This window comes from Haloprofundus sp. MHR1, assembly GCF_005155585.1.
Taxonomy (GTDB): domain Archaea; phylum Halobacteriota; class Halobacteria; order Halobacteriales; family Haloferacaceae; genus Haloprofundus; species Haloprofundus halophilus.
Map to the genome: position 1 here is coordinate 2011448 of NZ_CP039833.1, position 20864 is coordinate 2032311.

Annotated in this window: 28 protein-coding genes; 13 read left to right on the forward strand and 15 right to left on the reverse strand. The window is 68.2% G+C overall.

Features of this window, described 5'->3' with window-relative positions:
• Window positions 1-25: 25 nt before the first annotated feature.
• From FCF25_RS10140 to FCF25_RS10160, 5 genes are all read right to left on the reverse strand, one after another.
• Entirely contained in the window at window positions 26-340 is a 315-nt protein-coding gene (locus tag FCF25_RS10140; protein ID WP_137048573.1) for a hypothetical protein, read from the reverse strand.
• 52 nt (window positions 341-392) lie between these two features.
• On the reverse strand, window positions 393-923 hold the full coding sequence (locus FCF25_RS10145) for a hypothetical protein (protein ID WP_137048574.1): 531 nt from the start codon (window positions 921-923) through the stop codon (window positions 393-395).
• A 241-nt stretch (window positions 924-1164) separates the two neighbouring features.
• Window positions 1165-2643, reverse strand: coding sequence for an alpha-isopropylmalate synthase regulatory domain-containing protein (locus tag FCF25_RS10150; RefSeq protein ID WP_254425855.1), 1479 nt, complete (start codon window positions 2641-2643; stop codon window positions 1165-1167).
• Between the two features lie 246 nt (window positions 2644-2889).
• Window positions 2890-3225 (reverse strand): DUF192 domain-containing protein, encoded by a 336-nt coding sequence (locus FCF25_RS10155; RefSeq protein ID WP_232819693.1) that lies wholly within the window; start codon window positions 3223-3225, stop codon window positions 2890-2892.
• 56 nt (window positions 3226-3281) lie between these two features.
• A complete protein-coding gene (locus FCF25_RS10160) occupies window positions 3282-3635 on the reverse strand; it encodes a HalOD1 output domain-containing protein (protein ID WP_157972647.1) in 354 nt (117 codons plus the stop codon).
• A gap of 295 nt (window positions 3636-3930) precedes the next feature.
• On the opposite strand from FCF25_RS10160, the gene FCF25_RS10165 reads away from it, so the two are divergent.
• The 3 genes from FCF25_RS10165 to FCF25_RS10175 all read left to right on the forward strand — a co-directional run bounded on the left by FCF25_RS10165 (window position 3931) and on the right by FCF25_RS10175 (window position 7301).
• Window positions 3931-4488 carry a hypothetical protein gene (locus FCF25_RS10165; protein WP_137048578.1) on the forward strand — a complete coding sequence of 186 codons (558 nt, stop codon included), beginning with the start codon at window positions 3931-3933 and terminating at the stop codon, window positions 4486-4488.
• A 138-nt stretch (window positions 4489-4626) separates the two neighbouring features.
• Complete coding sequence (locus FCF25_RS10170; RefSeq protein ID WP_137048580.1) at window positions 4627-5178, forward strand: GMP synthase subunit A; 552 nt, start codon at window positions 4627-4629, stop codon at window positions 5176-5178.
• Window positions 5179-5291: 113 nt separating this feature from the next.
• A complete protein-coding gene (locus FCF25_RS10175; RefSeq protein WP_137048582.1) occupies window positions 5292-7301 on the forward strand; it encodes a DUF2070 family protein in 2010 nt (669 codons plus the stop codon).
• A gap of 121 nt (window positions 7302-7422) precedes the next feature.
• On the opposite strand, the gene FCF25_RS10180 is transcribed toward FCF25_RS10175, so the two are convergent.
• From FCF25_RS10180 to FCF25_RS10205, 6 genes are all read right to left on the reverse strand, one after another.
• The gene (locus tag FCF25_RS10180) at window positions 7423-7596 is read right to left on the reverse strand and encodes an HVO_0649 family zinc finger protein (protein ID WP_305794155.1); all 174 of its coding nucleotides are present in this window, start codon (window positions 7594-7596) and stop codon (window positions 7423-7425) included.
• A gap of 126 nt (window positions 7597-7722) precedes the next feature.
• Window positions 7723-7980 (reverse strand): DUF3194 domain-containing protein, encoded by a 258-nt coding sequence (locus FCF25_RS10185; RefSeq protein WP_117592413.1) that lies wholly within the window; start codon window positions 7978-7980, stop codon window positions 7723-7725.
• Entirely contained in the window at window positions 7981-8385 is a 405-nt protein-coding gene (locus tag FCF25_RS10190) for a prefoldin subunit beta (protein ID WP_117592412.1), read from the reverse strand. It abuts the gene before it with no gap.
• Between the two features lie 39 nt (window positions 8386-8424).
• A complete protein-coding gene (locus FCF25_RS10195) occupies window positions 8425-8688 on the reverse strand; it encodes a KEOPS complex subunit Pcc1 (RefSeq protein WP_117592410.1) in 264 nt (87 codons plus the stop codon).
• Between the two features lie 10 nt (window positions 8689-8698).
• Window positions 8699-8833: a DNA-directed RNA polymerase subunit P gene (locus FCF25_RS10200; RefSeq protein WP_058580947.1), complete on the reverse strand. Its 135-nt coding sequence runs from the start codon at window positions 8831-8833 to the stop codon at window positions 8699-8701.
• 6 nt (window positions 8834-8839) lie between these two features.
• On the reverse strand, window positions 8840-9106 hold the full coding sequence (locus FCF25_RS10205) for a 50S ribosomal protein L37ae (protein ID WP_117592408.1): 267 nt from the start codon (window positions 9104-9106) through the stop codon (window positions 8840-8842).
• 181 nt (window positions 9107-9287) lie between these two features.
• On the opposite strand from FCF25_RS10205, the gene FCF25_RS10210 reads away from it, so the two are divergent.
• Window positions 9288-9680 carry a hypothetical protein gene (locus FCF25_RS10210; RefSeq protein ID WP_117592406.1) on the forward strand — a complete coding sequence of 131 codons (393 nt, stop codon included), beginning with the start codon at window positions 9288-9290 and terminating at the stop codon, window positions 9678-9680.
• Between the two features lie 123 nt (window positions 9681-9803).
• A complete protein-coding gene (locus FCF25_RS10215) occupies window positions 9804-10514 on the forward strand; it encodes a helix-turn-helix domain-containing protein (RefSeq protein WP_117592404.1) in 711 nt (236 codons plus the stop codon).
• Window positions 10515-10584: 70 nt separating this feature from the next.
• Here FCF25_RS10215 and FCF25_RS10220 read toward each other — a convergent pair whose 3' ends face one another.
• The 3 genes from FCF25_RS10220 to pth2 form a co-directional block, all read right to left on the reverse strand.
• The gene (locus FCF25_RS10220) at window positions 10585-11313 is read right to left on the reverse strand and encodes a DUF2103 domain-containing protein (RefSeq protein ID WP_137048584.1); all 729 of its coding nucleotides are present in this window, start codon (window positions 11311-11313) and stop codon (window positions 10585-10587) included.
• 50 nt (window positions 11314-11363) lie between these two features.
• Window positions 11364-12728: a tRNA pseudouridine(13) synthase TruD gene (truD, locus tag FCF25_RS10225; RefSeq protein ID WP_137048586.1), complete on the reverse strand. Its 1365-nt coding sequence runs from the start codon at window positions 12726-12728 to the stop codon at window positions 11364-11366.
• Between the two features lie 118 nt (window positions 12729-12846).
• Window positions 12847-13185, reverse strand: a complete 339-nt coding sequence (pth2, locus tag FCF25_RS10230) for a peptidyl-tRNA hydrolase Pth2 (RefSeq protein ID WP_117592398.1) — start codon at window positions 13183-13185, stop codon at window positions 12847-12849.
• A gap of 174 nt (window positions 13186-13359) precedes the next feature.
• On the opposite strand from pth2, the gene FCF25_RS10235 reads away from it, so the two are divergent.
• The 4 genes from FCF25_RS10235 to FCF25_RS10250 all read left to right on the forward strand — a co-directional run bounded on the left by FCF25_RS10235 (window position 13360) and on the right by FCF25_RS10250 (window position 16344).
• On the forward strand, window positions 13360-14067 hold the full coding sequence (locus tag FCF25_RS10235) for a Yip1 family protein (RefSeq protein WP_137048588.1): 708 nt from the start codon (window positions 13360-13362) through the stop codon (window positions 14065-14067).
• 77 nt (window positions 14068-14144) lie between these two features.
• On the forward strand, window positions 14145-14732 hold the full coding sequence (gene dcd / locus FCF25_RS10240) for a dCTP deaminase (protein WP_117592393.1): 588 nt from the start codon (window positions 14145-14147) through the stop codon (window positions 14730-14732).
• A complete protein-coding gene (locus tag FCF25_RS10245; RefSeq protein ID WP_137048590.1) occupies window positions 14729-15631 on the forward strand; it encodes a thiamine-phosphate synthase family protein in 903 nt (300 codons plus the stop codon). Before dcd ends, FCF25_RS10245 begins: the two co-directional genes overlap by 4 nt.
• Window positions 15628-16344 (forward strand): class I SAM-dependent methyltransferase, encoded by a 717-nt coding sequence (locus FCF25_RS10250; RefSeq protein ID WP_137048592.1) that lies wholly within the window; start codon window positions 15628-15630, stop codon window positions 16342-16344. Before FCF25_RS10245 ends, FCF25_RS10250 begins: the two co-directional genes overlap by 4 nt.
• Window positions 16345-16371: 27 nt before the next feature.
• Here the strand turns inward: FCF25_RS10250 and FCF25_RS10255 are convergent, their stop codons facing one another.
• Window positions 16372-16821 carry a hypothetical protein gene (locus FCF25_RS10255; RefSeq protein WP_137048594.1) on the reverse strand — a complete coding sequence of 150 codons (450 nt, stop codon included), beginning with the start codon at window positions 16819-16821 and terminating at the stop codon, window positions 16372-16374.
• 120 nt (window positions 16822-16941) lie between these two features.
• Here FCF25_RS10255 and FCF25_RS10260 point away from each other — a divergent pair, with 120 nt between their 5' ends.
• The 4 genes from FCF25_RS10260 (at window position 16942) to FCF25_RS10275 (ending at window position 20765) form a co-directional block, all read left to right on the forward strand.
• The gene (locus FCF25_RS10260) at window positions 16942-17841 is read left to right on the forward strand and encodes an SDR family NAD(P)-dependent oxidoreductase (protein ID WP_137048596.1); all 900 of its coding nucleotides are present in this window, start codon (window positions 16942-16944) and stop codon (window positions 17839-17841) included.
• A gap of 287 nt (window positions 17842-18128) precedes the next feature.
• Window positions 18129-19169 (forward strand): ABC transporter substrate-binding protein, encoded by a 1041-nt coding sequence (locus FCF25_RS10265; protein ID WP_137048598.1) that lies wholly within the window; start codon window positions 18129-18131, stop codon window positions 19167-19169.
• 4 nt (window positions 19170-19173) lie between these two features.
• Complete coding sequence (locus tag FCF25_RS10270) at window positions 19174-19968, forward strand: ABC transporter permease (RefSeq protein ID WP_137048600.1); 795 nt, start codon at window positions 19174-19176, stop codon at window positions 19966-19968.
• Window positions 19965-20765 carry an ABC transporter ATP-binding protein gene (locus tag FCF25_RS10275; protein WP_137048602.1) on the forward strand — a complete coding sequence of 267 codons (801 nt, stop codon included), beginning with the start codon at window positions 19965-19967 and terminating at the stop codon, window positions 20763-20765. The genes FCF25_RS10270 and FCF25_RS10275 overlap by 4 nt, the downstream gene beginning before the upstream one ends.
• Window positions 20766-20864 lie beyond the last annotated feature (99 nt).

Genomic DNA, 20864 nt, shown 5'->3' on the forward strand with positions numbered 1-20864 from the left:
AAGGGGTCGGAAACGGCCGAAGGAGTCAGAAGCGGTCGAAACCCGACTGTTCGCTCTCGGTCCCGCCGCGGAGTCGGCGGCGGCGCTTGTCGTACGCACCGTCGAGGGAAACGCGTCCGCGACGGCCGACGAGATATCCGTCGACGGCGGAGTCGTCGCGCGGGTCGGCGAGTCGAATCCAGACGCGGGGCTCGTTCCCGCCGGAGAGCGACGCCGCCCACGACTCGGCGTCGGCGCGCGTTGCGAAACGGCGACGGGTCCCGCGACGGACGACAGCGGCTCCGACCGCGCCGTTGGTCCGCCGCGCGGACGGCTTCACTTCGACGACGAACTCGTTCACGGTGACGGCTCGGGCTTCGGTGTGGAGCCACTTCCGTTTTCAGGTCGTCGGATTACAGCGGCCCGCATCCCATCATCGTCGACCAGGTCGAACACTCCATCCGTCCGTTCTCGCGGACGGCGACGGTCGTCTCCGAGTCGTTGCAGTCGAAGTTCGTCCGGTCGACGCCGACCGTCGCGGCCGTCTCAGTCGCGTCCTCGACGGTGACGACGGTCGTGTAGGTCGCCGGCCGGTGCAGCGTCAGCGACACGTGTTCGCCCGCGTCGACGTCGAACGTCCGCTCGAACGTCTCGTACGCCACGAACGAGTTCCGATACACCGAGACGGTTATCTCGCGGGCCGGGCCGTCGTTCCAGACGACGAGTCCGTGCGGTCCGTTGTTCGACGGGCGGAGAACGCCGAATCGAGAGCCGACGTCGACCTGTTCGGCCGGACTGCCGTCGAGTTTCGGGTCGAAGTCGGCATCGCGTGCGGCGGGCGGGAACTGCACGTTCGCTCCGGACTGCGACAACCGTCCGGTGCAACCGGCGGTTCCGCCGACGGCGGTCGTTCCGAGGAGGGCGAGAAAGCGGCGACGTTCCATACCCCATTTGTGTCGTCGTTCTTGATAAGTATCTTGGTAGGTAAAACGTCCACCTTCGCTACGCTGTCTGCCGATTTCCGTTCGAGTGAGGTTGACACGTCTCGCTTTCGGCTGTCGTCGCGGCAGTGTTCTCTCACCTGAGACGCCGCCGCGAAGTTCCGGTCGTCGCCCCCGTGGCGACGTGCGGCGTCAGTGGCCAGTCGGCGGGCGTCTGCGGCCAGTCGGCGGCGGGCGTCTGCGGTCAGTCGTCGGCGGGCGGCACGTCGGCCACCGCTTTCGGCGCGCGCAGGCGGTCGAGGGCGTCGACCATCGCGACGACGCTCGCGCGGGTGATGTCCGCGTCCGACGCGGCGACGCTCACCGACCGGTCGCCCCGCGAGAGTTCGACTTCGACGGTGACGACGGCGTCGGTGCCGCCGGAGATGGCGTCGACGTGGTACGACTCCAACTGGAAGGCGGCGTCGGGACCGAGCGCCGTCCGGACCGCCTCGACGGCGGCGTCGACGGGGCCGTTGCCGGTGCCGGCGGCGACGCGCTCCTCGTCGTCGACGGCGAGGCGGACGCTCGCGGTCGGCACCCCGCCGCCGCTGGTCGCCTGCAGGTCGACGAGTCGGACGCGTCGCTCGCGGGCGCGACCCTGTACGTCCTCGGCGACGGTGAGCAGGTCGGCGTCGGTGACGCGCTTTCCGCGCTCCGCGAGGCCCTTGACGCGCTCGACGACTCGCGCGAGTTCGTCGTCGGTCACCTCGACGCCGTGCTCGTCGAGCGCCGCTCGGACGCCGGCGCGGCCGGCGTGTTTGCCGAGCACGAGGCGGCGCTCGCGGCCCACCGTCTCGGGCGGGTACGGCTCGTACATCGCCTCGTCCTTCAGCGTGCCGTCGGTGTGGATGCCGCTCTCGTGGGCGAAGGCGTTCTCGCCGACGACGGCCTTGTTCGGGGGAAGCGGCGTCTCCGTCGCGCGGGCGACGGTCTGTGCGAGCGAGTACAGTTCGTCGAGGTTCGCGCAGTCGACGCCGTAGCAGTGCGAGAGCGCGACCGCGACCTCTTCGAGCGCGACGTTGCCCGCGCGCTCGCCGACGCCGTTGACGGTGGCGTGGACGAGATCCGCGCCCGCCCGGAGGCTGGCGTGGACGTTCGTCATGGCGAAGCCCAGGTCGTCGTGGACGTGGGTGCTCGTCGGGCCGTGTTCGGCGAGTCGCGACACGACGCGCTCCGTGTGCTCTGGACTCCCGTGACCGACGGTGTCGCAGTAACAGAAGCGGTCGGCTCCGGCGTCGTGCGCGGCCGCGGCGAGGCGGTCGAGAAAGTCGACGTCGGCCCGCGAGCCGTCCTCCCCGAGCACCTCGACCCAGAGGCCGTGGTCGCGGGCGTGTTCGACGAGTTCGACCGTCGTCTCGACGACCGAGTCGCGGTCGGTGCCGACCTTCCCCTCGACGTGGCGGTCGCTGGCGGGGACGACGAGATTCACGCCGTCGACGCCGCAGTCGAGCGCGAGGTCCACGTCGGCGCGGACCCCGCGGGCGAAACTCGTCACCGTCGCGTCGAGACCGAGGTCGGCGACGCGGGCGATGGCGTCGCGTTCGCCCGCGCCGGTGCAGGCGCTCCCGGCCTCGACGAACGGCACCGCCGCTCTGTCGAGCGCGCGTGCGATGTCGACCTTCTCGGTCGTCGAGAGCGAGACACCCGGCGCTTGCTCGCCGTCTCTGAGCGTCGTATCCAAAAGCAGTACGTCGCGTCCGTCGAGCGACGCTGCGAACGGGGTGGCAGCCGCGTTCGCGTCGTCGGTCGAGAAGTTATCTTGGGCGCGGAATTTCTCGGCCAGTCGCCTCGCGGCGACTTACCCTATCCTCCGTGCCGGTGTGGTCCGACATTGTAGATGCCCGGTGGACGCCACCACGTATCAACCTGTGGGGTACGACAGAACTTGCCAGTCGGATGCGTCGCCCGCGCTCGCTTTCTCGCAACATCACTCGACGAGTTCGACGGAGTCGCCCGCGTCGACGCCGTCGGCCGCTCCGGCGGGGAGCTCGACGATGGTGTCGGCGGTGCCCCAGCCGAGGCCGGTCCACCCCGAGAGGCGAGCGTGCTTGGTCACCTCGCCGTCGACCAGCCAGAGCGCGTCGATCGGAAACGGGACGAACAGCATGTGGAGGCTTCGGCGCTCCGCCTCGTCGAACCGGAAGACGAGCGCGTAGTCGTCGGGGACCGACCGCCGGAACATCAGCCCGCGGCTCTGTTCGAGAACGGTGTCCGCGAACTCGACGGTGCTCGCTATCGGCCGCCCCTCGTGAACGAGTTGCACGACTCGGCGTTACGACGGAGCGACAAAAGTGTGTCAGATTCGCTCGTCAGGAGACGTTACCGCATTCCGGCCGCCAGCGTCCGCCGTCCGCCGCCGTCTTTCTGCTCGTAGACGGTGATTCGACCGTGGCTCTCGACGACGATGGTGTAGCTGAGCGCCTCGAACGCGACGGAGCCGCCGAGGCTCGTCTGCTCGGTTCCGGCGAAGAGATTGTTCAGCGCGTCGGGGTTGATGGACTCGTGCATGAAGGGGTCGAGGTCGAGGGGGTCGACACCTTCCACGGCCGCGATCGCGTCGATGACAGCGAACGAGAGATCCGTTTCGCCGGGGTCGACGATGGCTTCGTGTCGTTGTCGGTAGCGGTCCGTGTCGTAGGAGTGCCCGGTGTGAGATGGTGAGTTGTCTTTCATGGATAGCTCGCGCCCGTGCTGGCGTCGACGACCAGCAGTGATCTGGTTGTAATCCATCTACCAACATCCGGGGTTTTGAAACTACCGTTTCATAGGAAGTAGCTCTTGAGTTATTTTATACTCTGTTTCGAACTCGAATAATACTCGTGAGGTAAATGTATTCGAATCTATCCGGTAGGGGGAGAAAAGACGCACGTCCGCGACCGAGAGCCCGAGACGCTCGAAACGGAGGCTCTCTTCTGGTGAACGACGAACGTCGAGCGTTCAAGTAACGTCGGAACCGAGGGGCGACTACATGGAGAAGACGCCGAAGGGAACGCCGGTCGGCGTGGACGACCCCTACGAGTTCGCCGAGCGGTGCGACCACCTGACCGGCGACGGCCGCTGCCGCTACGCGCTGTCGCACGCCGGCGACGACCCCGAGTTCGCCCGCGCGCGCCGGGCCGACGACTACTGCTGTCTCGCCGGCGAGGAAGATTGCGAGTGGCGCGACTGCCCGCAGTACCGGTCGACCACCGACGGCCGCGAGTGCGTCCGCTGCGGGTTGGAGGAAATTCGGATGGCGCACCAGTCCTCGGCGCGCCCGCTGTTGGAGGAACACCACCTCTCGTATCACGGCGGCGATGCCGACAACGGTAGAGACGACGCCGAACCCAGCCACGAGATTACTGTGTCACTCTGCCGATGGTGTCACGCGAAAGTTCACAACTCCTTCGCCCGCGTCGACGACGACGTGAACCCCGACACCGAGGCGCTGGCGACGCGCGAGCAGCGCCGCAGCGACGAACAGGCCGAGTTCGGCTTTCGGTCCGCGAGCGAGCGGTTCGAGCGCTCGACCGACGACCGTTCGTGAAAGTTTCACCGCCGCGGTTCGAGTTCGCTCCCGTCCGGCGTCACGAGAACAGCCGACTCTCACGTTCTGCGATGCACGAACGTGCTCACTTCGACCCGAGTCCGATTCGTTTTTAGGCTCGTCGGTCCAACCCCGGCTATGACCAGAGTCGTCGTCATCGACAACCACGGGCAGTTCACACACTTGGAGCAGCGGGCCTTGCGCGACGCGGGCGTCGATACCGACATCGTCGACAACGACACCCCACCCGAGGAAGTCGACGCCGACGGCGTCGTCCTCTCGGGCGGACCGGACGCCGACCGCGCCGGGCGCTCCGCGGAGTATCTCGACCTCGACATCCCCGTCCTCGGCATCTGTCTCGGCATGCAGGTGATGGCGACCGAACTCGGCGGGCGCGTCGGGTCGGGCGACTACGGCGGCTACGCCGACGTGACCGTCGACATTCTCGACGACGAGGACCCGCTCGTCGGCTCGCTCGCGCCCGAGACCCGCGTCTGGGCGAGTCACGCCGACGAGGTGAAGGAGCTCCCCGAGGGCTTCACCCACACCGCGACGAGCGACGTCTGCGGCATCGAGGCGATGAGCGACGCCTCCCGGGACCTCTACGGCGTCCAGTGGCACCCCGAAGTCGCCCACACCGAGCGCGGTCAGGAAGTGTTCGAGAACTTCATCGCCCGCTGCGAGAACTGAGCGACACGAGCGCCGCCGAAGACGCCGTCCGTCCGGACTGACAGCGGGGGTGACTGTCGCTTCGTCGCAACAAGTAGCGAGGTTTTAGGAGGCACGCCCACAACCTCGTCGGCATGACAGCGTCGCAGAGCAACCTCGCCGGGTTGTCGCGGTTCATCTTCCGCGCGCCCTCGTGGTACGCGAGCCTCGGGTTCGCGCTGCTCATCGCCGCCATCGCGGGCGTCGGCGCGTTCGACTCCGGCCTCCGCGAAGGCACGTGGCGAGGGCTGTTCTTCGTCGGCAAGGACGCCTGGGAGGGCATCTTCTTCGTCGGCATCCCGACGGTCGTCGCCAGCGTCGCGACCACCGGCGTCGACCGGTTTCTCGGCGGGCGACTGACGCCCAACCGCTCGTCGCTTCTAGCGTTGGCCTGCGAGATCGTCCTCGTCGGACTGCTCACCGTCGCAGCCATCGTCGCCGTGTTCGCCTCGCTCGACCAGCGATTCGTCTACGACGTGCTCGTCGTCGCGCTCGCGTCCATCTTCGCGCTCCGCCTGCTCGTCATCATGGCCGTGTCGCGCTCGTCCATCCTCGTCGCGTCGATTCCGGCGAGCATCCAGACGGTCGTCTCGGCGGTACTGCTGTTCATCTACAGCGGGACGCTCAGCTACCTCGAAGTCGGTGGTCCCGTCCTCGACGCGTACCTGATGCCGTACTTCGCCCGCTCCGAGCAAGCGCCCGACGTCGTCTCCGCGTTGACGCCCGACCACTTCGTCCTCCTCGGAGTCATGTGCGTCATCTACGCGATGAGCGTCTACGCCTTCCTCGAAGTCATCGACCGACCGTGGCGCAACAGCCTCGGCGTCTCCGTCCTCGACTTCATCCGCGGGTTCATCGGCCACATCGCCGAGGGCTCCCGAGAACTGGAGGACTTCTTCGAGCAACTCGGCCAGGAAGCGGTCGTCCCCGTCACCGTCCTCGCGTTCCGCGACGCCGACGGCGACGAGAAGGCGCGGTTCGTCCTCCCGATGATTCACCCCGGTCCGATGGGCGAGATCGGCGGCGGCAACTTCCCCGAACGCGTCGCCCGACGCAGCGAAGGGCTGGCGTTCCCGCCGCACGCCACCGCCGGTCACGACTTCAACCTCGTCACCGAGCGCGAAGTCGACACCATCCTCGAAGCCGCCGAGAGCGCCCACGAGCGCATCGAGTACAGCACCGAAGCCAGCAAGAGCGTCCGCGTCGACTCCGGCGAGGCGAAACTCGTCGGCCAACGCTTCGGCGACGACGCGCTCGTCGTCTCGACGTTCGCTCCGAACTTCGCCGACGACGTGGAGTACTCGGTCGGGCTCTCGGCGGCGACGGAGGCGCGAACCAGCGGACTGGACGACGTGCTGCTCGTCGACGCCCACAACTGCAACAACGGCCTCGAAGGTCCGGACCTCGGCCACGTCACGCCCGGAAGTCGGCGCTCCTTCGACATGATTCGCGGGGCCGGAGCGGTCGGCCGGGCGCTCTCTGACGCCGGCACCGACCGACTGCGTCTGGGCGTCGCCTCGGACCCGACCGAGTGGACACCGCGGGAGGGAATCGGGCCGCTCGGCATCCGCGTCGCCGTCTCGGAAGTCGAGGGACAGCGAACGGCGTACGTGCTCGTCGACGGCAACAACATGGAACCGGGGCTCCGCGACAGCATCGTCTCGGACCTCTGTGAGGCCGTCGAGTCGACGTCTCCCGACGACCCGGAGGTCGTCAGCGCACCCAGCACGGAGGACGACGCAGAAGCGGCGGGGGCCGAACGCGTCGTCGGAGACGGCGGTAGCCTCGTCGACGCCGCGGAAGTGATGACCACCGACACGCACATCGTCAACACGGTGAAGGCGGACAACCAGGTCGGTGCCGCCATCGACCGCGACGAACTCAGGTCGCTGATTCGCCGTCTGGTCTCGGAGGCGGTCGCCGACTGCGAACCCGTCGAGTCCGGCATGGCCGTCGAACACGCCGAGGTGACCGTCTTCGGCAACGACCGCACCGAGACGCTCGCCAGTCACGCCAACGTCGCCGTCTCGATGGGCGGGGCGTTCGCCGCGGCCATCGCCTGCGCGACGATACTCGTGAGCGTCCTCATCTTCTTCCTCGCGTGAGCGGTCGGCTTCTGGTTCGCCGATTCGCGCTCTCCGTAGCGGAGACGGGCGGCCGTCGAGAACCGGTGTTCGAGAGAACGCTACCGCTATCGGACGCCGGCGCGTCTTCGTCGCCGTCGAGTCACTGACTCAGTCGAAGCGTCCGGGTCCGAATCTCGCCGCAGCTCGGACAGACGTGGCGATACAACACCTGTGAACCCGTCGTCCGCGCGGTCCACTGTCCGTCTTCGTCTCTGTACCCGCACTGCGGGCAGCGCAGGTCGACTCGGTTGTAGTGCGACCGGAGTCTGTCCAGCGCCGTCGTTCCGCTGCGGTCTCGACCACCGATAGCCATGTGTTAACAGTTACCATCTAAAAACATAACTGTTTGCCTCGCTCGGGGGTGAGTATCGACAGAAAGCGGCCGCCGCGGCCGTCGCGGCTACTCGCTCGCCGCGAACAGGTCGTCGACGGCGTCGCGCGCCGCCAGCGCCGCTTCGTCGGCGACGGCTTCCGGGTCGGCGTCGTCGTCGGGCGCGTTCAGGTACACGTCCACGTCCAGGACGCCGTCCTCGAACGTGACCGTCACGTCCACGTCGCGCACGTCGGACTGCTTGTAGTGCGCGAAGATGACGCCCTCGGCGGCGTCGGCGGCCGTCTCGACGACCTCGTCGTCGCTCGGTTCGGCGTCGGCGTTCATCTACGCGCCGCCTGCACCGGGGCCGCCCATCCCGCCGGGACCGCCGGGGCCGCCCGCGCCGCCGCCCTGCAGCATCTGCTGGAGCTCGGTCTGCAGGCTCTCGAACTCGTCCTGGACGCGCTCCTCCTGCTTTTTGAGCTGCTCGACGCGAATCTCGAGGCTCTCGACGCGGTCTTCGAGCTGGTCGTGGGCCTCGTCGTACTCGGTCTCGACGAGCAGTTCGCCGACTTCGCGGTACATCATCGCGTCCTCGTCGATGTCGTCGAGCGCTTCGAGCGCCGTCTTCGACTCCGAGAGCGTGCTCTCGGACTGCTGTTTCTGCGCGCTGACGCGCTGCGCGGTTTCCTGAAGGTCCTGCAGTTCCTCGAGTTTCTCCTGCGCTTCCGGTGGTAGACTTCCTTGCATAGTCGGTCCGATGCGCGCCGGACTGAAAAAGCCCCGTATTTATTCTCCCGCGAGGGAGTCGGCGCCCAGCTCCGACACGCGCTCTGCGACGGCGACCATCCGCGTCCAGGAGTTGATGCCCGCACGAAGCGCGACCAGGTCCGAGGCCTCGACGCGTACCTCGACGGTTGCCTCCTCCCTCGCGACGCTCGCGTGCGACCGTTCGTCGTCGATCTCGCCGACTTCGACGCGGACGCTCCGCTCGACGACGCGAGCGCGCCGCTCGTCGGGGTACGAAAAGCGGAGAACGCTCAGATGCGACACTGGTTCGCGGTTACTTCACGTCGACTTCTTTGACGACGCGAGCGCGCTCTTTCAGGAGCACGCGGTGACCGCAGTACGGACAGCGGACGCCCCCGTACTCGTCGAGTTCGACGTCGCGCTTACAGCGGGAGCACTTGTAGCTCATGTGTGGTTACTCGTCTTCGTCGAGCGCCGCGCGGATGGAGCGTCGGACCGAGCGTCCGCCGGGCGTCTCCGGGCGGTACGCGCCGCCGGTGAACTTCTCGCCCGTCTCTTTGTTGACCCAGATGCCCGTGCCGAGGCGCTTGACGTCGTCGCCGTCGACGGTGGCGTTTCGCATCTCGGATTCGATGTCGGAGACCCGCTTGCGCGCGACTCGACCGTAGCGTGCGCCGAAGCGCCCCGAGCTACCGGTCTGTCGTGCCTTGTTGTCGGCCATAGTGCTGCCATCTATCCCGAGCGGACAGATAAAGCCTACGAGTCCGCGTTCGACCCGGCGGGGGTGGTACCGAGCGCTCGCCGGACCTTTATATAAAACCATGGCTGTGAAAGCGCCACAGTTTGGGAAATGTAGGGTCGGTTCCTATGCGCGCTGGGAACTCCCGGGTGCTCACCTTACCATGTCAAACGATCATACGCTGGGACGTCGAAGCGACCACCCGACGCACGCACCGTCGACGGTCGTCGACCGCGCGCGATTGGACGAAGCGTTCGACGCACTGTCGAATCGGCGTCGGCGCGACGTGTTGTACTACCTCCATCAGGCGGACGGCGAGACCGTCGACGTCTGCGACATCGCGGACACGATGACCGCGTGGGAAGTCGAGTGTCTCGACGATGTCGAATCCGACCACTTCCGGAGTCTGTTGGTGTCGCTTCGTCACATCCACCTCCCGAAACTGGACGACGTCGGTGCGGTCACGTACGACCGCGACCGAGACACCGTCGAACAGTCCGACAGCTCCGTGATTCACGACTGGGTCGACCTCGCGGCTGTCGAAGAACTGACGTAGCGACACACTCCTATGCCGCCCTGTTCGGTCCGCCCTCTCGGTCGAAACCACCCCACCGTCGGATAGGCGATGCGTTTTTGTCTAACCGTGCTGTGAGTTGACATAGACCGAGACAAACCACAGATGCTCATCGCTGAACTCACCCTTTCGAGTTCGATCCTCGAAGGTGCGTTAGCGAACGCGCCAGGGGTGACCGTCACGCTCGACCAGCAGTACGCGCGGGAGACGGGGACCAGCCTCCTACAGGTTCAGGCGACCGGCGACGGCCTCGGCGGTTTCGACGCCGCGCTCGACGACGACCCGACCGTCTCGGACGCGGTCGTTCTCTGCGAGGCCGACGGCTGGCGACAGTACCGAATCACCCTCAGTCCGGAGGGCGACGACGCCTCGACGTACTACGCCCGAACGGAACTGGACGCGGTGCTTCTGAACGCCGAAGCGACCGTCGACGGGTGGTCACTCCGGATGCAGTTTCCCGACCGCGCGTCCGTTTCGGCGTACCGCCAGCGCTGCATCGATACGGGACTCTCGTTCCAGCTTCACCGACTCTACCGCGGGTCCCCCAACGGCCGGACGCGGTACGGGCTGACCGCCGCCCAAGAAGCCGTGCTAACCGCCGCGTTCGAGGCGGGGTACTTCGAGGTGCCGCGCCGCTGTTCGCTCGCGGACATCGGCGAGAAGCTGGGCATCTCCGGACAGGCGGCCTCGGAGCGCCTCCGGCGGGGACTCCAGGCGCTGCTGCAGAGCACGCTTTCGAGTCGTGAGCCGACGCGACGGGTCGACACCGACCGACAGAACACGGAGTTCGAGACGCGCGACGGTACCGCCGACTGAGACCGGACACCGCCCCGAACCGCCTCCGAACCGCCTCCGAACGTCCGCTCCCCGACTCGCTCCCGACTGTTCAGTCGGCCGGTCGTAGCTCCGCGTCGGCGAGCGCGTCGTTCAGGTCGTCGCGGACGCGCTCGCCCGTCTCGCGGTCCATCGCCGTCGTCACGACGCGGTTCTCCTGGACGCTCGACCCGTCGCGCAGCAGAAACCGGACGTTGCCGTTACTGTCGGCGCGGGTCACCTTCGCGCGGAGACTCGTCCGCGACCCCTTCCCCCCGGCGTCGATGGGTCCGGGGATTATCTTCTTGACGTGCGGATGGCCGGCGACGACGCCGATGGCTTTCCGCCCTTTCCGCCCGCCGATGATGGTCGTGTGGGACCCGCCGAGTTTCTCGCCCGGCGACGCTTCGACGACTTCGAGCGTGCGTTCGCCGCGACTCTCGACGACGGCCGCGACGGGGTCGTCGTCGCGGACGCGGTAGAATTCGTAGTGCAGTTGTGCGCGCGTCTCGCGGATGACGTCGCGGTCGCCCGCCGCGTACACTGTCTCGGGTCGCTTGCGCCGAACTTCGTCGGCGACGCGCCCGGCGAAGTTCCGCAGTTCGACGACGCCGGACTCCTCGTCCGTCTCGGGCATCGTCGTCACCGTCGTCTCGCCGAGAACCGCATCTTCGTCCAAAAAGGTGAGCGTCGCTCGCTCGCGCGAACAGTCGAGAACGACGGCGTCGCAGTTGCCGGTGCGGCAGGTCAGACAGTAGTCTCCGGGCTTCTCCAACGGCGTGCCGCACCGGCCGCAGTGCATACCGAATCTGGGCCTCGCCGGCCTATAACTCCGTTCGTTTCGCCCGCCGACTACAGGTCCAGCGGCCCCGACTTCGTATACTCGCGCATCACCGCCGTCGCGTACGACCCCGACGGGAGCGAGAACTCGAAGTTCAGCGGCTCTTCCTCGATTTCCATCCGCGTCCGGACCAGAATCGCCCGGCGCGTCCCGGTCGATTCGAAGTTTCCGGGGAGGTCGAAGTCGCTCGGTTCGAGGTCCAGTTCGGCGAGAATCTCGCGCTCTATCTCGCCCGGTTCGCCGTCGCCCAACTCGGTCTCCGTTCCGACCAGCGGCGCGGTGACGAACGCCCGGCCGCGCTCGCAGTGCTTGCCCACGATGTCGACGCGGCGGCCCGTGACTTTCTGCAGGCGGTCGGTGTCCGGCCGGAACAGGCCTTCGGGCGCGTCGCGGTCGGCGAAACAGGCGACGTCACCCTCGACGGGCCTGTCGAACGGCAGACCGCGACGCAGTCGCTCCGAGAGGATTCGATTGAACACGTACGACTGCGCGGCATTGACGAACAATCGCTGGAGATTCGACGGCACGGCTTCGAGCGCGTGTCGCCAGTCGTCGTCGGAGTCCGCGCCGTCCTCGTCGAGGCGGTGGAGCATCGAGCGCTCGTAGCGAAGGTAACCGGGCATCCGGTCGAGCGCGCGGTGCCAGTCGGGGTCGGTGCGCTCGGCTTCCGCGTCGACGACGGCGCGGGCCTCCCGCGTCTCGTCGGGTTCGTTCTCGTGCGGATTGCCGACGTACGAGAGCACGGCCTCGCGCCACTCGCCGCGGACGACGTGGAGGCCGACGACGTGGGTGACGGGGCGACGACTGCCGAAGCGCTGCTGGCCGAAGTAGTTCGGGACGCCGACGACCGGCGCGTCGCCGGCGTTTTCGTCGTCCGCCGCGCCGCCGAACTCGCGCAACTGCTCGGTTATCTCGCCGACGTTCTCCGGATTTCGGGCGTCCCGAACCCGAATCCCGAACGCGTTGCCCGCCAGATCCCCGAAAGAGATGTCGCGACCGGCGCGGCCGACGACCTCTACGTCGGCGTCGCGCACGTCCGGCACGTCGTCGGGGTCGCCGCCGCGAATCGTGAACAGTTGCGTCGTGACGGCGTGTTTGTCCTTCGTCCCCGCCCACGAGATGCGCTCGCGGCTGACGCCCAGCGAATCGGAGAGGCGGGCGGCGAAGTCGTTGGTGTCCCAGCCGCGCAGCGTCGCGCGGACGACGAGGTTCGCGTACGCGCCGGGGTCCGAGTCGACGGGCGCGGCGTCGAACGCCTCCAGTTCGCGGACGCGGAAATCCTCGGGTTCGACGCGGAGTTCGCCCCCGATTCCGTCGGCGTCGCTCACGTAGTACTCCATGCCGACCTCGCGCTCGATGGGGTGCGCTTCGTGCATCAGCGTCGCCTCGCCGCGTCCGTCCCTCGCTTCGGTGCGTTCATACCCGCGGTTGCGGCGGTGGCGGTAAAAGCGCTGTAGTTCGTCGACGTCGCCGCCGCGGAAGCGAGACCGTAGATCAGTACAGCGAGAGGTCGCCGGTCACCTTGTCGACGAGGTTGTCCTGACCGGGACCGACGGCGAGCGCCGTCACCGTTCCCGGGTCCAGTTGCGTGTGCCCGGCGTCGCGGACGATGGCGTTCGGCAGTCCCTCGCGCTCGGCGAGGTCCGCGAGGCGGAACAGCTCCTTCTCGCCTCGGGCCTTCACGACGACTTTCTTCTGCCCCTCGCCTTTCCACTTCTTCCGCGTCCGCGAGTCGGCGTCCTCGTACGCCGACAGCGAGGCGTGGGCGACCTGCGCGGCGAGCTTCCCGCGGCCCATCCCGATGTCGGTCCGGGCGACGATGACCTGCTTCATACCATCTCTCGCCGACGCCGCGGTAAATCACCTGCTATCGTCGGAGCGGCGGTCGAACCCCTACCGGACGGCGTCGCTGCGCTCGCCGCGACTGCGACGGCCGCCGCGCTCGCGCGAACGACGGATATGGTCAATCGATAAGAATTATCACCGAGTACCGAGTCGACGCGGACGATGCCCCGCACACCCCTCCTCCACCCCGACGAGTACTTCCGAGAGCGCGCGCCCGGACTCGATTTCGGATATGCGCTCGTGCTTGCCGTGGTCGTGGCGTTGCTGACGACGGCCGCCGTCGGCTTCGTCGGCTGGCAGTTCAGCGAAGCGCTGGACACGACCATCACCGTCGAGAACGAGAACCGGCCGCCGGATTGGGTCTGCGAGGACAACGGCGACGACTGGCCCGGTTGCGACGAGCCGGAGACCCGGGAGTTGAACCTCGGCGACGAGCTCTGGGACCGATTCGTGGGACTTCTCCCCGTCGTGTTTTTCTCGTCGCTCCTCGGGTGGCTCGTCGTCGGTGTCTTCCTCCACCTCCTCTCACGCGGCGGCGGCCGGGGGACGTTCGGCGACACGCTGGCCGTCGCCGCGTGGGGCGGCGTGCCGATGTTCGTCGAGTCGGCCGTCGGTCTCGTCGCGGCGTCGAGAGTCGTCCGCGGGACGTCGTTCTCGCAGAACCCCGAGGTGCTGCTCCAGCAGCTACAGGAACTGCAGTCGTTTCTCGACTGGCCCCTCACGTTCGCGGTCGGTCTCGTCGTCGCGGGGTGGCAACTGTTCGTCTGGCGCGCGGGCCTCGAACACGCCCGCGGCCTCGATAGCGACGCGGCGCTCGGCGTCGCCGGCCTCGTCGCGTTCGTCGTGTTCCTGCTCGGAGTCGTGGGCTGACCGACGGTCGGTCGACGCGGGCGAGGCCGTCCGAGGCGACCGGGAGATTTTACGTGCTGGCACGCGGCCACCCCAGTATGATACTCTCGGACGTGGACCTCCTCGAACGGCTGGAGGCCGGTGACCTCGTCGTCGACCCGCTCGACGACCTCGACATGCAAGTGCAACCGGCGAGCATCGACCTCCGACTCGGCGAGGAGTTCCTGGAGTTCCAGCGGACGAACATCTCCTGTATCCACCCCAACAGAGAGGAGGAGATCGGCCAGTACGTCACCGAAACCCACGTCGACGAGGGCGACGAGTTCATCCTCCATCCGGGCGATTTCGTGCTCGGCACGACGAAAGAGCGCGTCGAGATACCGCCGGACCTCATCGCCACGGTCGAGGGTCGCTCGTCGCTCGGTCGCCTCGCCATCGTCATCCACGCGACCGCCGGTATCGTCGACCCCGGTTACGAGGGCCAGATAACGCTCGAACTGTCGAACCTCGGCACCGCACCGGTCGCGCTCTCGCCGGGGATGCGCGTCTCCCAACTCATCTTCACCGAACTGAAGACGCGCGCCGAGCGCCCCTACGGCGTCGAACGCGGGTCGAAGTACCAGGGCCAGCGCGGTCCGCAGGCGTCGCGGCTGGGCGACGACCCCGAGTTCCACGGCGAGAAATGAAGTTCGTCGAGGAAGTCGTCGTCGAGGAGTTCCTCCCGACGTTCCGATCGATGCTCGCCGCGGAACTCAGAGAGAGGGAGTTCACCCAACAGGAGGTCGCCGAGGCGCTCGGCGTCAGCCAGAGCGCCGTCTCAAAGTACGCCCACGGTCGCGTCGCCCGAAACGAGGCCGTCGAGGCCGACGAGCGCGTCAGAGACCTGGTAGAACGCGTGGCCGAGGGGCTGGCGTCCGGCGAGATGAGTCAGCTGCAGGCGCTCGTCGAAGCCGAGGTGCTCATCCGGCACCTCGAAGACGGCGACCTGCTCGCGGACCTCCACGAGGACGCGATGCCCGAACTCGCCGAGTTCGAGGGGGAGTTCGACGTTCACGACCCCGACAGCGCGCTCAGAGCCACCGAGCGCGTGCTGTCGTCGGTCCGACGCGGCCTGCGGACGCTGACGAACGCCAGCGGCTTCGCCGGACTCATCCCCCACGTCGGCTCGAACCTCGCCGAGTGTCTGCCCGACGCCGAGGAGATAGAAGGCGTCGCCGCCGTTCCGGGGCGCATCTTCGACGTGAAAGGTCGCGCCACCGTCGCGGGCGACCCCGAGTTCGGCGCGAGCGGCCACGTCGCGTCCGTGCTGCTCTCGGCGCGAAGCGCGGGCGCACCGGTCCGCGCCGCGGTGAACGTCCGCTACGACCCCGACATCGTCGCGTCGCTCGAAGCGGCGGGCTACCAGAGCATCGAGTTCGACCCCGACGCGCCGACGGACGCCGTCGCCGCCGCCCTCGACGGCGTGGACCTCGACGAGACGTTCGTGCTGTACCAGACGGGGAGCTACGGCATCGAACCCATCACGTACGTGCTGGGCCCGGACGCGCCGACGGTCGCCGCCGCGGTTCGAGAGCTGTTGCGATGAGCGACCGGGACGCCGACCCGGACGCGACCGCGACCGGCGCGTCGTCGTCCGGCGTCGCGACCGCGCAAGAGTTCTACAGCCGCTGGGCACGGGTGTACGACGCGCTGGCGACGTACGGTCCGGGCGTGTCGACGCTCCGCGAACGCACCGCGGCGGCGCTCGACCTCGCTCCGGGCGACACCGTCGTCGAGATGGGCTGCGGGACGGGTGCGAACTTCGCGTACCTCCGCGAGCGGGTCGGCTCCTCGGGCACTGTCGTCGGCCTCGACTTCTCGCCGGGGATGCTCGCCGTCGCCCGCGAGCGAGTCGCCCGCGAGGGCTGGGCGAACGTCCACGTCGCCCGCGCGGACGCGACGAGGCCCCCAGTGAGGGGAGCCGACGCCGTCGTCGCCTCGTTCGTCTCCGGGATGCTCGCCGACCCCGCCGCCGCCGTCGACGACTGGGCCGACCTCGTCGGTCCCGGCGGTCACCTCGCGCTGCTGGATCTGGCGCGGAGTACGCGACCCGAAGCCCGCCCGCTGAACGCGCTGTTTCACGGCCTCGTGCTCGCGGGGATGCCGTCGAAGCGCCCGGCGGACCTCAGCGCCGCGACCGAGCTACTCGACCGCCGCGTCGTCGCCGCCCAGAACGCGCTCCGAGGGCGGTGCGACGACGCGACGTACTCGACGCACGCGCTCGGGTTCGCCCGTCTCGGCGCGGGCACGGTTCGCTGACGCCGGAGCCGAGCGCCGAGCGTCCGCTCACTGCCGGCGCGCCCGAGCGATGGCGGCGGCGAACTCCGCGGCGCGCTCCGAGCCGACGACGACGTCTCGGTCGTCGGTCCGCTCGATGCGGACGGCCTCGCTCCCGCTGACCGAGTAGGCGACCGCTCCGGGCCGCCACCGGACGCCCCACCCGCCGAACTCGCCGATAGGACTGTACGCCGTCGCCTCCGCGGAGGTGATCTCTTCCCACGCGATTCGCCGCGGCGAGCGGTGGAACGGGGCGAATCTGACGTAGACCCCGTCGTCTCGGACTTCGGTCTCCAGCCGGGCGTTGTAGAGCAACAGCCCGACCGCAGCGAAGACGGCGAAGCCGAGTATCGAGACGGGGCCGAGAAGCAGGGAGAACGCGAACCCTCCGCCGAGGAGCAGCCAGAGCCAGCGCTGACGGAACCGTTGCACCTCGCGGAACGTCGTTTCGTCGTCCATGGTCCACGGTTTCGTCGTCGGACGGATGTAGCTACCGACGCACCGACCGCCCGAGCGGGCCCGTCGCTGCTCCGCCTCGCCGGGAGGAGGGTATTTGGCGGCCCCGACCGAGCGGAGGGTATGGAACTGCCGGACGAGAGCGCGGCCGGATACGTCGCGCTCGTCACGGGCGGGACGAGCGGTCTTGGCGCGTCGGTGTCGCGTCGACTCGCCGACCGCGGGGCGTCGGTCGCCATCGTCGGCCGAAACCGAGAACGCGGCCGGACGGTCGCCGCCGACCTCCGCGAGCGAACCGAGGGCGACGTCGCCTTCTATCGAGCCGACCTCGCTTCACAGTCGGCCGTCCGAAAGCTCGCCGCCGAGTTCCGCGCCCGCAACGACCGACTCGACCTGCTCGTCAACGGTGCGGGCGTCTTCTCGTCGTCTCGGGAGCTAACTACCGACGGCATCGAACGCACCTTCGCCGTCAACCACCTCGCGCCGTTTCTGCTGACGCACGAGTTGCTTTCGCTGCTCCGGGCCGCAGCGCCGTCGCGCGTCGTCACCGTCTCGTCGGGGTTGCTCGAACGCGGCGAACTCGACTTCTCGGACCTCTTCTCCGGAGGCGGCTACGACGGGATGGACGCCTACGCGCGGTCGAAGCTCGCCAACGTGTTGTTCACCGAGGAACTGGCCGAACGACTCGGTGAGAGGGACGGACCCGACGACGCGGGCGTCACCGCCGCCGCGGTCAACCCCGGCTTCGTCCCGAGTACGAACCTCGCGCGCGGGGCGTCGCTCCGCGGTCGCCTGCTGCTCACCGCTTTCTCTCGTCTGCCGCTCGGGTTCACGCGCTCTCTCGACGAGGGGACCGAGAGCATCCTCGCCGCGGCCGACGCCACCGGGCCCGCCGGACGGGGTGGCGTCTACGTCGACGCCGCGGAGGTTCGGCCGGCGTCGTCGGTCGGCGACGAGACGACGCGGCGTCGGCTCTGGGACGTGAGCGCCGGACTGGTCGGCGTCTCGCCGGACGGGTGGTGAACGCCGCGGGCGCCGCAGTCGGTCGTCGGCCGGAGCGGTCCGCTCGGACACCATCTCGACCGGTACGGCGTCGGGCCTGTGCAGACCGACGTATCAGATAGTTTCCCGTTTTTGGTAAAAACCACCGCTTTCTCTGACGGACACCGAGCGCCCGGAACGACTGTTTTCGGCGTTCCAGCCGACCAACGGCGCGTTCGAGCGAGCGCTCTCGACGGCGAGGCGTCCAGACTCCGGGTGACCCTTACCGACAGCCGTTCCGGCATAAGCGAGCCGACCCTAACGGGGATATGACCAGACCGAGTCGCGAACTATCGCGACGAGAGTACCTCGCCGGCTCCGGCGCCGCGGCCCTGACGGGCCTCGCCGGCTGCACCGGCGTCCTCGGCAGCGACGGGTCGGATACGCTCACGGTGGCGTACATGCCGATATACCCCGACATGCAGTACTTCGTGATGGACCAGGAGGGGTACTTCGACGAACTCGACGCGAGCGTCGAGGGCAAGCAGTTCACCGACGGGCCGAGCATCGTGAAGGCGTACGCATCGGGCGACATCGACGTAGCGATGTTCGGTATCGTCCCGGCGATGATCGTCGTCGACCGCGGCATCGCCGCGAAGGTCGTCGCCGCCAACATCGAGGAGCCGATGGGCATCCTGGCGCACGACCGATTCGCCGAGATGTGGGACCCGAACGACCCCGCGGGGTCGTTCGAGCAGTGGCGCAGCGAGACGGGCGAGCGGTTCACGTTCGGCACCTTCCCCGAGGGGTCGGTTCCGGACATCCTCCTTCGGTACTGGCTCGTCGACGAGCACGACCTCGAACCGGGCAAACACGTCGACATCGTCGGCGCGGGCGGCGCCAACGCCGTCTTCCAGGGCCTCGCCAACGAGGAGTTCGACGGGACGAGCATCATGGAGCCGGTGCCGACGAAGATCGCGGCCAACGACCTCCCGTACCAGTTCATCGACGTCGCGGCCGACTTCATGCCCGGCCAACCCGCCGCGGTGACGCTGATGGCCGACGAAGTCAGAGACTCCGACACGGCCGCGGCGTTCGTCCGCCAACACCGGCGCGCGACGGAGTTCATCTCCTCGAACAGGGAGACGGCCGCGGAACACGCCAGCGCGGTCGTCGGCGAGCAGTCGCTGCCGGTCGACGTCGCCAGGCAAGCGATGGAGTCGCCGCTGTCTAACTTTATCACCGACCCCCGCGAGATCGAGAGCGGGACGAAGATCTTCGCCGAGTACGCGAACCGGTTGGGGAAGACGGACTCGACGCTCTCCGCGGAGCAGGTGTTCGACTACTCGGTCTACGACGGTCTCGAGTGAACCGATGAGCACGGAAATCGAGACGGAGTTCGGTGACTCCTTCGACATCGGCGGGTCCCACCGCGGGGCGCGACTCGTCCGCGGCGCGTCCGGCGTCGTCGCCTTCCTCGGCATCTGGTGGGTCGCCGCGCTGTTCAGCCCGACGTACGTCCTGCCGTCGCCCGACGTCGTCGCGGAGACGTTCTGGGTCGAACTCGCCTCCGGGTCGATGCTGACCGCGCTGGGTCAGAGCGTCACCCACTGGCTGCCCGGCGCCGTCGTCGGGACCGTTCTGGGGGTAGCGCTCGGCGTGGCGCTGGCGTGGAGTCAACGGCTTGACGACGTGGCCGCGCCCATCGTCCGGGTGCTTCGACCGGTGCCGCCGCTCGCGCTCATCGGCTTCGCCATCGCGTGGTTCGGCATCAATCACGGCGGCGCCGCGTTCATCATCGCCGCGGGGGCGTTCTGGATCAACTACTACGCCACCTACGGCGGGGTCCAGGGCGTCTCCGAGGACCTCATCGACGTCGCGCGCTCGCTGGGGGCGAACTCGACGTGGGGGCAGATTCGACAGGTCGTGCTGCCCGCCGCGTCGCCGGAGATTCTGACGGGCATCAGGACCGGCGTCGGGCGCTCCTGGATGCTCATCCTCGCCGCCGAAATCTTCGGCGTTCCCGGCGTCGGTCGGACGATTCTGACCGCCTCCAACAACCTCTCGGTCGACGTCGTCATCGCCTACATCGCACTGATGAGCCTCGTCTACCTCGTGGTGGATTCGGCGTTCGAACGCGTCCAGCGGCGACTGCTCGCGTGGCGATGAACGACGGAGTTCCTCGCGTCGCCGTTCACGACATCTCGAAGGTGTACGGCGACGACGGCGACGGTGACGACGGCGACGGTGACGGCGACGGACTTCGCGCCCTCGAGGGCGTCGACTTCGAGGTCGACGCCGGCGAGTTCGTCTGCATCGTCGGCCCGTCGGGCAGCGGCAAGACCACCTTGTTCCGCATCGTCGCCGGGCTGGAATCGCCGACCGGCGGCGAGGTGTTGCTCTCCGGCGAGCCGGTGACCGCTCCCACGCGTGACCTCGGCATCGTCTTCCAGGAGTACCACCTCTTTCCCTGGTTGACCGTCCGCGAGAACGTCGCGTTCGGGTTGGAGCAGATGGACGTCGCCCCCGACGAACGCGAGACGCGCGTCGAGGAGATGATCGGCCTGGTCGGTCTCTCGGGCTTCGGCGACTCCTATCCCCGGGAGCTCTCCGGCGGCATGAAACAGCGCGTCGGTATCGCCCGCGCGCTGGCGGTCGACCCCGAACTGCTGTTGATGGACGAACCGTTCGGGAGCGTCGACGCCCAGACGAAGAGCACCCTCCACGACCGGCTGTTGCGCATCTGGGAGGAGACGAGGAAGACGATTCTGTTCGTCACTCACGACGTCGAGGAGGCGGTCACGCTCGCCGACCGAATCGTCGTCCTCACGCCGGGGCCGGGGACGGTCCGCGAGATCGTCGACGTCGACCTCGACCGCCCCCGGAGCCGAACCGACGAGGCGTTCGTCGACACCCACGAGCGCGTTCGCTCGCTCATCCGAGACGAGAACCGATACGGACGCTGAGCGAGCCACGACCGTTCGGGAGACGCCGGCGGTCGTCCAACTCCAGTCGGTCGGGAGGACGCCCGTTTCCCGACGAGACTACCTGTAAACCCTTATGTG